At 60.0% G+C, this 11979-nt stretch carries 12 protein-coding genes; 9 read left to right on the top strand and 3 right to left on the bottom strand.

What is annotated here, in order from left to right; genetic code table 11:
• The first annotated feature begins 157 nt into the window (after window positions 1-157).
• The 3 genes from DCO47_RS04995 to DCO47_RS04985 all read left to right on the top strand — a co-directional run bounded on the left by DCO47_RS04995 (window position 158) and on the right by DCO47_RS04985 (window position 2996).
• Complete coding sequence (locus tag DCO47_RS04995) at window positions 158-376, top strand: DUF2970 domain-containing protein (protein ID WP_042610335.1); 219 nt, start codon at window positions 158-160, stop codon at window positions 374-376.
• Window positions 377-862: 486 nt separating this feature from the next.
• Window positions 863-2518 carry a nitrite/sulfite reductase gene (locus DCO47_RS04990; RefSeq protein WP_116657617.1) on the top strand — a complete coding sequence of 552 codons (1656 nt, stop codon included), beginning with the start codon at window positions 863-865 and terminating at the stop codon, window positions 2516-2518.
• On the top strand, window positions 2502-2996 hold the full coding sequence (locus tag DCO47_RS04985; RefSeq protein WP_039758643.1) for a DUF934 domain-containing protein: 495 nt from the start codon (window positions 2502-2504) through the stop codon (window positions 2994-2996). Before DCO47_RS04990 ends, DCO47_RS04985 begins: the two co-directional genes overlap by 17 nt.
• 66 nt (window positions 2997-3062) lie before the next feature.
• On the opposite strand, the gene sohB is transcribed toward DCO47_RS04985, so the two are convergent.
• Window positions 3063-4094: a protease SohB gene (gene sohB / locus DCO47_RS04980; protein ID WP_065617188.1), complete on the bottom strand. Its 1032-nt coding sequence runs from the start codon at window positions 4092-4094 to the stop codon at window positions 3063-3065.
• A gap of 204 nt (window positions 4095-4298) precedes the next feature.
• Between sohB and DCO47_RS04975 the strand changes: the two genes are divergently transcribed.
• Both DCO47_RS04975 and DCO47_RS04970 read left to right on the top strand, forming a co-directional pair.
• A complete protein-coding gene (locus DCO47_RS04975) occupies window positions 4299-5009 on the top strand; it encodes a histidine phosphatase family protein (RefSeq protein WP_116657616.1) in 711 nt (236 codons plus the stop codon).
• Window positions 5010-5072: 63 nt separating this feature from the next.
• Window positions 5073-5390 (top strand): SCP2 sterol-binding domain-containing protein, encoded by a 318-nt coding sequence (locus tag DCO47_RS04970; RefSeq protein ID WP_042610331.1) that lies wholly within the window; start codon window positions 5073-5075, stop codon window positions 5388-5390.
• 106 nt (window positions 5391-5496) lie between these two features.
• On the opposite strand, the gene DCO47_RS04965 is transcribed toward DCO47_RS04970, so the two are convergent.
• Together DCO47_RS04965 and DCO47_RS04960 are read right to left on the bottom strand one after the other, a co-directional pair.
• Window positions 5497-5991: an RES family NAD+ phosphorylase gene (locus DCO47_RS04965; RefSeq protein WP_116657615.1), complete on the bottom strand. Its 495-nt coding sequence runs from the start codon at window positions 5989-5991 to the stop codon at window positions 5497-5499.
• Window positions 5988-6464 carry an antitoxin Xre/MbcA/ParS toxin-binding domain-containing protein gene (locus DCO47_RS04960; protein ID WP_116657614.1) on the bottom strand — a complete coding sequence of 159 codons (477 nt, stop codon included), beginning with the start codon at window positions 6462-6464 and terminating at the stop codon, window positions 5988-5990. Before DCO47_RS04960 ends, DCO47_RS04965 begins: the two co-directional genes overlap by 4 nt.
• A gap of 407 nt (window positions 6465-6871) precedes the next feature.
• Between DCO47_RS04960 and DCO47_RS04955 the strand changes: the two genes are divergently transcribed.
• From DCO47_RS04955 to DCO47_RS04940, 4 genes are all read left to right on the top strand, one after another.
• Window positions 6872-8599 carry a hydrogenase maturation protein gene (locus DCO47_RS04955; protein ID WP_116657613.1) on the top strand — a complete coding sequence of 576 codons (1728 nt, stop codon included), beginning with the start codon at window positions 6872-6874 and terminating at the stop codon, window positions 8597-8599.
• 108 nt (window positions 8600-8707) lie between these two features.
• A complete protein-coding gene (locus DCO47_RS04950) occupies window positions 8708-9571 on the top strand; it encodes a LysR family transcriptional regulator (protein WP_042610327.1) in 864 nt (287 codons plus the stop codon).
• 112 nt (window positions 9572-9683) lie between these two features.
• On the top strand, window positions 9684-10829 hold the full coding sequence (locus DCO47_RS04945; RefSeq protein WP_116657612.1) for an SRPBCC family protein: 1146 nt from the start codon (window positions 9684-9686) through the stop codon (window positions 10827-10829).
• Window positions 10826-11902, top strand: coding sequence for an SMP-30/gluconolactonase/LRE family protein (locus DCO47_RS04940; protein WP_083352937.1), 1077 nt, complete (start codon window positions 10826-10828; stop codon window positions 11900-11902). Before DCO47_RS04945 ends, DCO47_RS04940 begins: the two co-directional genes overlap by 4 nt.
• The last annotated feature ends 77 nt before the right edge of the window (window positions 11903-11979 follow it).

Here is an 11979-nt window from a genome sequence, read left to right as displayed (position 1 = left end):
CATCGCTCCTGTAAATGGAGCGACAGCACATCACTTGTATGGGTGGCTTCAGCGGTACAGGGATATAGGCAGAGGCGGCAGTTGTAACGACGTGTCTGCGAACAGCCGAGCGCTATTTGACTATGCTTGAGAGGCACAACTTTCAGCGGAGGGATTTATGGACGATCCAGTCGACAACAAACCGCCGACCTTTTGGCAAATGTTGCAAAGCGTCATGGCAGCGGCGTTCGGCGTACAAAGCGGCAAAAACAGGGAACGAGACTTTACCCATGGCAAACCCAGTCATTTCGTGATGTTGGGCATTCTGTTCACGGCGCTGTTCGGGTTGACGCTGTTTGCCATCGTCAAACTGGTGCTGCATCTGGCCGGCGTGTGAACCGGCACGCTGAGGCGTTGGCTACATGGCTTCATGCGGATGCGCAGGGGGCCGGGCCCAGGAAAAGGCCCGGAACCTGGCTTACTGGTGGCTGACCCAGAAGACCGCTGTCCCTACTACGAGAATGATCAGGAACAGAATGGCCCATGCGTCGACACTGCTGTCGCTTTTTCTGGCTTTGATCGGGTTGCTCATTGCATCGCCTCTTGTCGGTTTTATCGGTGATTGCACAAAGACTCGATCACAGTTAAGACGATGATTGTCCGCACGACAAATGTGGATTAGTTGACAGTGATGCGTGTTAGGCGATTTGGTTCTTTCCATATACTCAAACATCACTTTTGCGCATAACTGCAAACGGGTATATTGCCCCGGCTCCGTCAGGAGTGCGCGGCCGTGCGCGCAGAATTGCAGAGGCATCATCGGACTCCAGCAAGCGAAAACGCAGCGTTTTCCGAGTAGCCCAAGCCTGAGAACAGGACTTATATGTACGTATACGACGAGTACGATCAGCGGATCATCGAGGACCGCGTCAAGCAGTTCCGTGATCAGACCCGACGCTATCTGGCAGGTGAGCTGAGCGAAGAAGAATTCCGCCCCCTGCGCCTGCAGAATGGCCTGTACATCCAGCGCTTCGCTCCGATGTTGCGGGTGGCGGTGCCTTACGGCCAACTGACTTCGCGCCAGGTGCGCATGATGGCCAGGATTGCCCGCGACTACGACAAGGGCTACGCCCACATCAGTACGCGGCAGAACGTGCAGTTCAACTGGCCGGCCGTGGAAGACATCCCGGACATTCTCGCCGAACTCGCGACTGTGCAGATGCACGCTATTCAGACCAGCGGCAACTGCCTGCGCAACGTCACCACCGATCAGTTTGCCGGCGTCGCCGCCGATGAAGTGATCGATCCACGCCCATGGTGCGAGATCGTTCGTCAGTGGACCACGTTCCACCCGGAATTCGCCTACCTGCCGCGCAAGTTCAAGATCGCCGTCAACGGTTCGACCAGTGACCGTGCTGCCATTGAAGTCCACGATATCGGTCTGGAACCTGTCCATAACGCTGCTGGCGAGTTGGGCTTCCGCGTGCTGGTTGGCGGTGGCCTCGGTCGTACGCCGGTGGTAGGCGCATTCATCAACGAATTCCTGCCATGGCAGGACCTGTTGAGCTACCTCGACGCCATTCTGCGTGTGTACAACCGCTATGGCCGTCGTGACAACAAATACAAGGCGCGGATCAAGATCCTCGTCAAAGCGCTGACTCCAGAAGTGTTCGCGCAGAAAGTCGATGCGGAAATGGAGCACCTGCGCGGTGGCCAGACCACGCTGACCGAAGCCGAACTGCATCGCGTTGCGAAGCACTTCGTCGATCCGGACTACAAGACCCTCGATAACCAGACCGCGCAACTGGCCGATCTGGACAAAGAGCCGGGTTTCGCCCGCTGGCGCAGCCGCAACACCCTGGCGCACAAGAAGCCTGGCTATGTCGCTGTGACGCTGTCGCTGAAGCCGACCGGTGTTGCCCCGGGCGACATCACCGACAAACAGCTCGACGCCGTCGCCGATCTGGCCGACCGCTACAGCTTCGGTCAGCTGCGCACCTCCCACGAGCAGAACATCATTCTTGCCGACGTCGAGCAGAGTCAGTTGTTCACCCTGTGGGGCGAGTTGCGTGAAGGCGGTTTCGCCACGCCGAACATCGGCCTGCTGACCGACATCATCTGCTGCCCGGGCGGTGACTTCTGCTCGCTGGCCAACGCCAAGTCGATCCCGATTGCCGAATCGATCCAGCGTCGCTTCGACGATCTGGACTACCTGTTCGATATCGGTGAGCTGGACCTGAACATCTCCGGCTGCATGAACGCCTGCGGTCACCACCACGTGGGCCACATCGGCATCCTCGGCGTGGACAAGAAAGGCGAAGAGTTCTATCAGGTCTCCCTCGGCGGCAGCGCCAGCCGGGATGCGAGCCTGGGCAAGATCCTCGGCCCGTCCTTCGCTCAGGAAGCCATGCCGGACGTGATCTCCAAGCTGATCGACGTGTACGTTGAGCAACGCACCGAAGACGAGCGCTTCATCGACACCTACCAGCGTATTGGCATCGACCTCTTCAAGGAACGCGTCTATGCAGCGAATCATTAAGAACAACGAAGTCGTCGACGAAACCTGGCACTTGCTGCCCAAGGATTTCAACATCGACGAGATCAGCAACTGCGACGATCTGATCGTTCCTCTGCAGTTGTGGCGCGAACACAGCCGCATGCTCAAGGCCCGTGATGGCGGTCTGGGCGTGTGGCTGGATGCCGACGAGGAAGCCGAAGAAATCGGTGAAGACGTCAGTGAGTTTCAAGTGATCGCGCTGAATTTCCCGGCGTTCACCGATGGCCGCAGTTACTCCAATGCCCGTCTGCTGCGCGACCGTTACGGTTTCAAAGGCGAACTGCGGGCAATTGGTGACGTGCTGCGCGACCAGCTGTTTTACATGCACCGCTGCGGCTTTGATGCCTTTGCCATTCGTGCGGACAAAGATCCGTACGAAGCGCTGGAAGGTCTCAAGGACTTCTCGGTGACCTACCAGGCCGCCAGTGACGAGCCGCTGCCGTTGTTTCGTCGGCGCTAAGCCTGCGGGTTTACTGCGGACACAAAAACGCCGGTCATTGACCGGCGTTTTTTTATGCCTGCTTGTTTACCAGAAGCGTTGCTGGGTGAGGCGGCTCCACCAGCTCAACAGCACACGATCCACCGAACCGCTGGCAGCCATGCCGATGCGTTCCTGCAGGCTTTTGCGCTCGGCGTAGTGCAGATGGTAAACCTCGGCCTGTCTGGCTTTCTGCGCCAGATATTCATCGCTGGTCTTCAGTTCGTCCACCAGCTGGTTTTCCAGGGCAGCGATCCCTAGCCAGATTTCGCCGGTGGCCACTTCATCGATTGCCAGTTGCGGGCGATAGCGGGCGACGAAGTTCTTGAACAGCTGATGGGTAATGTCGAGGTCTTCCTGAAATTTCTCACGGCCCTTTTCGGTGTTTTCGCCAAACACCGTCAGGGTGCGCTTGTATTCACCGGCAGTCAGCACTTCGAAATCGATGTCATGCTTCTTCAGCAGGCGGTTGACGTTAGGCAACTGCGCGACCACACCGATGGAACCGAGTATCGCGAACGGAGCGCTGATGATCTTGTCGCCGATGCACGCCATCATGTAGCCGCCGCTGGCCGCGACCTTGTCGATGCAAACGGTCAATGGCACACCCGCATCGCGGATTCGGGCCAGTTGTGACGACGCCAGACCGTAGCTGTGCACCATGCCGCCGCCGCTTTCCAGGCGCAGAACCACTTCGTCCTTCGGCGTGGCCAGCGTCAACAGCGCGGTGATCTCGTGACGCAGGCTCTCGGTGGCCGAAGCCTTGATATCGCCGTCGAAGTCGAGCACGAATACCCGGGACTTCGGCTCTGGCTGGGTCTTCTGCTTCTTCGCGGTTTTTTCGGTTTTCGCTTGGCCCTTGCGCAATGCCTTGAGCTGATCCTTGTCGAGCAGGGTCTGCTCCAGGCGCTCACGCAGACCTTTGTAGAAATCGTTGAGTTTGCTGACTTGCAACTGGCCCGCCGATTTGCGCCGTCCCTTGCTGCGCAACGCGGCGAAACTGGCGAGCACCACCAGAATGGCGACCACCAGGGTGACAGTCTTGGCCAGGAAGCTGGCGTATTCGGTGAAAAAATCCACAGAGACTCCTCAATGCAATGCGTGAAAGTGAAACACACGCGGAATGGCTCCAGCATACCCATGCGCCGGCTCGTCGGCCAGCCGTGAAACCTCTGGCAACACGCCTGTAACGGGCATTTCAAACAAGCGTATGTTTTTTCATTGACAGCTCTCCGCCATCCTCATAACCTCGCCTGACCTTCAACGTACCGGGATGACGCGGACGTGGGCAGCATCTACTTGATACGACATGGCCAGGCCTCCTTTGGTGCAGACGATTACGACGTCCTGTCACCGACCGGCGTGCGTCAGGCAGAAATCCTCGGCCAGCACCTTGCCGATCTGGGCATCAACTTCGACCGCTGCCTTGCCGGTGACCTGCGTCGTCAACAGCACACCGCCACCAGTGCACTGGAACAATTCAGTGCCAGAGGCCTGCCGGTTCCCGTTCTTGAAACCGATTCCGCCTTCAACGAATTCGATGCCGATGCGGTCATCCGCGCCCTGCTCCCGGCGATGCTGCCGGAAGAGCCGGAAGCGCTCGACATCCTGCGCAATGCCGCGCAGAACCGCGGTGAGTTCCAGCGCATCTTTGCTTTGATCGTCGAACGCTGGCTCGCGGGCACTCATGACACCCCGGGGCTGGAAAGCTGGCTGGGTTTCGTCGAGCGCGTTCAGGCCGGTCTGCACCGTATTCTCGATCTGGCGGAAAAAAACCAGAAAATCGCCGTGTTCACTTCCGGCGGCACCATCACCGCCCTGCTCCACCTGATTACACAAATGCCTGCCCGACAGGCCTTTGAACTGAACTGGCAAATCGTCAACACCTCGCTCAACCAGCTGAAGTTTCGCGGTCGCGAGGTGGCTCTGGCTTCCTTCAACAGTCACGCACACCTGCAACTGCTGAAGGCCCCGGAACTCATCACTTTTCGCTGAGTCCGGCTTACTGTGACCCTGGCTGTAACCACCCAGCTCCCATGACCAAGAAAGGATCGAACCATGACCTCCGTAGCTGATGCCGTAAAAGCAATGCAAGCCAAGTTCAACCCAGCAGCCGCTGCCGGTCTGGACCTGGTCTTCGGTTTCAACATCACCGACGAAGACAAGCAATACGCACTGATCGTCAAAGACGGCACCTGCGACATCCAGGAAGGTGAAAACCCGGACGCCAACTGCACGCTGGTGCTGGACAGCGAAACCCTGAAAGGTATCGTCAGCGGCGAAACCGACGGCATGCAGGCGTTCATGGGCGGCAAGCTGCGCGTTGAAGGCGACATGATGCTGTCGATGAAACTGTCCGAGCTGTTCCCTTCGTAAGAAGCTGCTGGGTTCAAACAAATCCCGCCCTTGTGGCGGGATTTGTCGTTCATGCAAGGGGAATCAGCGCAGGGCTCGGCTTCGTCCTCCGCTCGCGGAGATACGATCAAACCTCCTGCAACAACCGCGTATCCAGCCCGAACCGCTCTTGCGAAACCATCCTGAACTGACCCTCCGCCAGATCGCAACTCACCAGCAAATTCCACGAGTGCCTCGTTGCCACCGAAGGCACCAATACAAAAGGGTGTTCAGCCAACAGTGCATCGGCAAACTTTCGCTGGTTGGGCGAGGTTTTCATCGGGGTGAGCCAGTGCGGATTGGGCACATCCTCCGGCTGCACGATTCTCACGCTGGCTTGGTGAACGATTTCAAAACAGGTCAACACATAGGGTTCCTGATCAAGCGCGTCGAAACTGCCATGGGCGGCCACCTCGAGAATCGCCTTGGATGGATCGACTGACGCGTACACGACTCGCCGTCCAGGCGTATTCCAGCGGCCGCCGTCCCGTTTCGAACCCAGACCGCTGTCCCAGGTTTCGCTGTACACCGCGCGATCCAGCCGCCAGGCGTACCAGCGATCATCCCAGGGCAAGGGATTCATTGATAAACCCCGTATTTGATCTGGTTCAGATACTCCTCCACCATCCTGAACCCCAACGCATGTCCAACCAGATCGAGTGGCACATAGCCGTAGAAGTACGTTGCGCGTTGCTCCAGCCAGGATTCGGCCTTGGCCTGACGCCCGAACACTTCGGTGGCCAGTTCCAGTGCCGCGGCATATTGCCAGGCGAGGATGCTCTGCGGCGTGTCCAGACGCACCGGCGCGCCTTCCTTGAGCAGACGTCGCACAGTTCTCACGGATCTGCCGGTGATGCGTTTGACCATCTCGCCCTGCTGGTACAGCTCGGAGGAGGCAATCATGTTGACCACATCGAGCAGCTCGAATCCTTCGCTTGTGCAGCGCAGGACGAGCATCGGGTCGTCGCCGGAGTCCTGTCCACGCAACAGCAACTCCAGAGGCTTGCCCTCGAGCTTCTTCAAGCCGGTGAGCCGGGGCGCTTTGGCAGTCGGCATGGCGACGTCCTCCGAGGGGCATCTGGCGCGATCGTCGCGCCAGTAATGGCGAGGGGAATAAGCAGGCGTATGGCTTTCAATCAGTGGGATTCGCATGTTCCATCCTTTGTCCGGGTCCGGAGCGATCTGTGCGCTCGATGACTTCAATGTCAGGACTGATGCTATAGCCCCAGCGTCCGACGACCAACCTGAAAAAGTCGTCAGAAATATCCACGTATCTGATCGAAACACTCCTGTTTCCGTAGGACCTGAACGGAAATTTCAGCGCGTGAATTCTCGCCTTGCCTGACACAACGTTGACCTCGGTCACCTGTGGACGTGCAAGCACTGCGTACGCTTCCCGCTCCATCGAAAGCCAGGGAAGGCTCACCGGGAGCCTGCGGCCGACTCACTCAAGGAAGAATCCCATGCAATCGCTCAAGATCATTCTGCTGGCGTCAGCGTTCAACGGCCTGACGCAACGGGCCTGGCTGGAACTGCGTCACGCTGGGCACTTGCCCAGCGTGGTGCTGTTTACCGACCCGGCTTCGGTGTGTGAACAGGTCGAGCACAGCGGCGCCGACCTGGTGATCTGCCCGTTTCTCAAGGACCGTGTGCCACAGGCACTTTGGGCCGATGCCCGGCGTCCGGTGGTGATCATTCATCCCGGCATCGTTGGCGACCGCGGCGCCAGCGCACTGGATTGGGCGATCAGCAACGAACTGCCGATCTGGGGTGTCACCGCGCTGCAGGCGGTCGAAGAAATGGACGCCGGGCCGGTGTGGGCCACCTGCGAATTCAACCTGCCCGCGGGTATGCGCAAATCCGAGTTGTACAACGGCCGCGTCAGCGATGCGGCGCTGGTGTGCATCCGCGAGGTGGTGGAAAAATTCGTCGAAGGGTTGCGGCCGGTCGAACTGGATTACGCCGATCCCAGCGTGCGCGGGCGCCTGCAACCGAACATGAAACAGGCTGATCGCAGCTTCAGCTGGCACGATTGCGCGCGCTTCATCAAGCGCTGTATCGACGCAGCAGACGGGCAACCGGGCGTGCTGGCAAGTCTGGCTGGCGGGCAGTATTACCTGTATGACGCTCACCTTGACTCGCGAAGAGGCACGCCCGGCGAGATTCTTGCGGTGCATGACGACGCGGTGTTGATCGCTGCCGGCGACCAGAGCCTGTGGATCGGCGCGCTGCGACGCAAACCTCAACCCAGCGAGGAAACCTTCAAGCAACCGGCCCGGCATGTGCTGGCCGGACAACTCAACCATGTGCCAGTGCTGAGCTGGTCGATCGCCACACAGCCGTTCAGCGACGAAGCGTATCAGCCGATTCGTTACCGTGAGTCCGGGCATGTCGGGGAACTGACGTTCGAGTTCTACAACGGCGCGATGAGCACCGAGCAATGCCAGCGCCTGGTCGCGGCACTGCGTTGGGCCAAGGCCCGGGATACGCAAGTGCTGCTGATCAGGGGCGGCCGGGGCAGTTTTTCCAACGGCGTGCACCTGAACGTGATTCAAGCCGCGCAGGATCCCGGCGCCGAAGCCTGGGCCAACATTCAGGCAATCGACGATGTCTGCGCGGAACTGCTCAGCGCGCGGCAACTGGTGGTCAGCGGCGTGACCGGCAGCGCCGGCGCGGGCGGCGTGATGCTGGCGCTGGCGGCGGACATCGTGTTTGCCCGCGCCGATATCGTGCTCAATCCGCACTACAAAAGCATGGGTCTGTATGGCTCGGAATACTGGACCTACAGCCTGCCCCGCGCCGTCGGCCCGACGATCCCCGAGCAATTGACCCAGGCCTGCCTGCCGATCAGTGCGGTGCAAGCCTGGCAACTGGGCATGGTTCAGGAGATCGGCCCGCGCTGTCCGGACGAGTTTTCCCTGTGGCTGCTGCAACGAGCGAATAGCGTATTGAGTGATCCCGCTTATGCGGCGGTGCGCGAACGCAAGTTGCGGATCGATCAGGCACTGATCCGTCGATGCCGAGACGCGGAGCTGGAGCAAATGCAGGAGGACATGCTGCATGACCGCAATCGCTTTGCCGAAAAGTGCAGCCACTTCGTCTACAAGCGCAGGGTGTGTGGCACGCCGGCGCGCCTCATAGAGGATTGGGCGCGAGTGGGCTTGCTTGAGCGCACCGAGTTGGCCAGTTGATCTTGTGGTGTCTGCTTTCCCCTCACCCTGGCCCTCCCCCAGGGTGAGGGCCAGGGTGAGGGGCTTTTGACTTACAATGCGCCCCACCCCAGACACCGGCCCCGCCCCATGGACATCGACCTCGCCCGCACTTTCCTCGAAATCGTTCGTCACGGCAGTCTCGCCGCCGCCGCGCAGAAGCTGTTCGTCACGCAAACGGCGATCACCGCGCGGGTGCAGAAACTCGAAAGCCAGTTGGGCAGTACGCTGTTCGTGCGCAATCGCGCCGGGGCGAAGTTGACGGCCAATGGCGAAGCGTTCGTGATCTACGCCAATCAACTGGTGCAGACCTGGGAAGCCGCGCGCCGCGACTTGCCGCTGCCCGAGGGTTATCACAACGTTCTGCACATCGGTGGCGAGGTCAGCCTGTGCAATCCGCTGATGCTTAGCTGGGCGGCGGAGCTGCGCGAGAAAATCCCCGGACATGCGTTGCGCATGGAAATCCGCGATGGCGAAAACCTGCTGCGTCAGCTCGAACTCGGCGTGCTCGATGCCGCGCTGGTTTATCAGCCGGAATACTGGCCCGGGCTACAGGTCGAACAAGTGCTGGAAGAAAAGCTGATTCTGGTGCGCGCGCCCGAGCGCCCTGATCCTTACGTCTACATCGACTGGGGCCCTGACTTCCGCCGTCAACATGACGCCGCGCTGCCGGAAAAAGCCAAAGCGGCGCTGAGCTTCAACCTCGGCCCGCTGGCCCTGCAATACATCCTCGAACATGGCGGCAGCGGCTATTTCCGCACCCGGGTCGTGCGCACGTATCTGGAAACCGGGGCGCTGGAAGCCGTCACCAAAGCGCCGGAATTCGGCTACCCGACCTACCTGGTGTATTCGCGTGATCGCGACTCGGCGGTGCTGCAGCAGGCCTTCGATCTGCTCCGCGAAGTGATCCGTACCGATGACGACTGGTCGCAGCGCTGGAACCCTTTGAGCTGACACCGCAGGCGCAGTCCGGAGCATGGCGCTTGTGACCTCAAGGTTGGCCCTGCAGACATCAGCGGATCGGCTACTCTGCCGGGTATAACGACAATACCCGCAGGTGAAAGCGTTGAGGCAGACCACCGAGACATTTCGCAGCCGCTACCGTGCGGCCATTCACCCTTTGTACAACCCATGGCTGCACGGCATGTTCGTGCTGCTGTTCGGCATTCTCGCTATCGCTGCGTTCTGGCGCACGGTGCATTCGGTGAGCTGGCTGGAATGGCTGACCGTGCCGTTGACCCTGCTGCTGTTCAATTTCGGCGTGTACATGGTCCATCGCCATCTCGGTCATCAGAAAAAAGCGTTCGCAAAGATGTTCTACGCCCGGCATGCCGGCGACCATCACAGCTTTTTCACCCCCGGCCATATGACCTACGACAGTGCGCGAGACTGGCGGGTGATTCTGTTTCCGGCCTGGCTGATCGTCATTCATACGCTGCTCATCACCCTGCCCCTGTGGTGGCTGCTCGCGCAGGTCAACGCCAATGTCGCCGGGCTGTTCGCCGGGTGCATGGTGCTTGGGTATCTGCTCTACGAAGTGTTCCATGCCTGCGAACATCTGCCGCCGCAAAATCCGTTGAGCCGTTTGCCGTGGATCCGCCAGATGCGCCGTCTGCATGAATTGCATCATCGCCGCGAGCGCATGCAGGAACGCAATTTCAACATCGTTCTGCCCTTGCTGGACTACCTGTTCGGCACGCTGTATCGCGAGCCGGAACCCGCCCCTTTGAGATATTCGAAAATGCCCATGACGCGCATGCAGCACGAGATCGACATCGCCGGCGAACCGGTCGCCGTGCTGGCCTATGCCGCCAGCGTCAGTCACTGGCCGGACTGGCATCCCTCCTCATTGAAGATTGACGGTCCGCAAGGTCCGCTGCATGCCGGTGCGCGCTTCGAAGAGGACATTCATGCCGGCGGACGTGCCGGCCATTTGCGCTGGGAAGTGACGGAATATCTGCCGGGACGGCGCTGGTGCGCCCGCGCGCAAAGCGATCAGGGCTTGTCCTTGCGGCTGACTTACGAGTGCTCGGCGGAGGCTGGCGGCACGCGCTTCGTGCGTACGCTGGAATATCGCTTTGACGGCTTGCTCATGCGCCTCGCCAATCGCCTGTTGCTCAAGCGGCGCATCGAACGCGAGTCTGCGGCGTCCATGCTCGCCCTGCGCGACACGGCCGCACAGTTCATCGGCGCGGCGAGGGCCAGCGCGTGAAATTACGTCATCTGCCGGGCCTGCTGATCGTTCTCGTCATCGCCTTCTTGCTTTTGCTGCCAACCAAAGTCGAACCGGTGGCCTGGACACCGCCACCGGCGCCCTCGCTGAAAGACGGTATCTACGCGGACAACAAGCGCCTCAAAGGTGTGGCGAAGGTCGGGCCAAGCGACATCGAAGGCCCCGAAGCCTTGTTGCTGGAGGACGACTTCCTCATCACCGGATTACATGACGGCAGGCTGATTCGCAGCAGCCTCGACGGCACGCAGCGCAAGGTGCTCGCCGACACCGGTGGCCGCCCGTTGGGCCTGGCCCGGCATCCGAACGGCATGCTGGTGATTGCCGATGCGGTCAAGGGTTTGCTGTCGCTGGATGCGCAGGGACAAATGATTCCCTTGACCACCGAGGCCAACGGTGTGCCATTTGGATTCACTGATGATGTAGCGGTCGACAAGTCAGGCCACTACGCTTACTTCAGTGATGCCTCCAGTCGTTGGGGCTACGGCCAGGACGGCGAGGCCATCATCGAGCACGGCGCCGACGGACGCTTGCTGCGCTACGACTTTCAGACCGGCAAGACCAGCGTGCTGCTCGACAAACTGCAATTCGCCAACGGCGTCACTCTTGGCCCGGACGAGGCCTATGTGCTGGTCAACGAAACCGGCGCCTACCGCATCAGCCGCTATTGGCTGAGCGGGCCGAAGGCTGGCACCCACGACGTGTTCATCGACAACTTGCCAGGGCTGCCCGACAACCTCTCGTTCAATGGCAGCAATCGCTTCTGGGTAGCCCTGTATGCGCCGCGCAATGCCTTGCTCGACGGCACGGCTGAACATCCGTTTTTGCGCAAGATGATCGTGCGGGCATTGACGGTCTTGCCCAAGCCTGTGGAGAAGCGTGGGTTTGTCCTCGGTCTGGATCTGGACGGCAAGGTGATCGCCAATCTGCAGGATGCGAGCGATGGCAATTACTCGCCGATCACTACCGTGCGCGAGTACGGGCAGTGGTTGTATTTCGGCTCGTTGAAGGCGGGGCATATGGGGCGGATAGGGTTGGATTCGGCGCTGAAGTGAGTCAGCGGGATTTGCGCGCAATTGAATTGCGCTATCGCGAGCAGGCTCACTCCTACAGGGGTACGCATTTCAAATTG

The sequence above is a fragment of the Pseudomonas sp. NDM genome (assembly GCF_003105095.1).
In the GTDB taxonomy this organism is placed as follows: domain Bacteria; phylum Pseudomonadota; class Gammaproteobacteria; order Pseudomonadales; family Pseudomonadaceae; genus Aquipseudomonas; species Aquipseudomonas moraviensis_A.
This window is presented reverse-complemented; position numbering and strand designations above follow the sequence as displayed.

Bases quoted from the DNA above. Each gene is read 5' to 3' on its own strand.
- DCO47_RS04995 (WP_042610335.1), top strand. From the start codon at position 158: ATGGACGATCCAGTCGACAACAAACCGCCGACCTTTTGGCAAATGTTG.
- DCO47_RS04990 (WP_116657617.1), top strand. From the start codon at position 863: ATGTACGTATACGACGAGTACGATCAGCGGATCATCGAGGACCGCGTC.
- DCO47_RS04985 (WP_039758643.1), top strand. From the start codon at position 2,502: ATGCAGCGAATCATTAAGAACAACGAAGTCGTCGACGAAACCTGGCAC.
- DCO47_RS04970 (WP_042610331.1), top strand. From the start codon at position 5,073: ATGACCTCCGTAGCTGATGCCGTAAAAGCAATGCAAGCCAAGTTCAAC.
- DCO47_RS04965 (WP_116657615.1), bottom strand. From the start codon at position 5,991: ATGAATCCCTTGCCCTGGGATGATCGCTGGTACGCCTGGCGGCTGGAT.
- DCO47_RS04960 (WP_116657614.1), bottom strand. From the start codon at position 6,464: ATGCCGACTGCCAAAGCGCCCCGGCTCACCGGCTTGAAGAAGCTCGAG.
- DCO47_RS04955 (WP_116657613.1), top strand. From the start codon at position 6,872: ATGCAATCGCTCAAGATCATTCTGCTGGCGTCAGCGTTCAACGGCCTG.
- DCO47_RS04950 (WP_042610327.1), top strand. From the start codon at position 8,708: ATGGACATCGACCTCGCCCGCACTTTCCTCGAAATCGTTCGTCACGGC.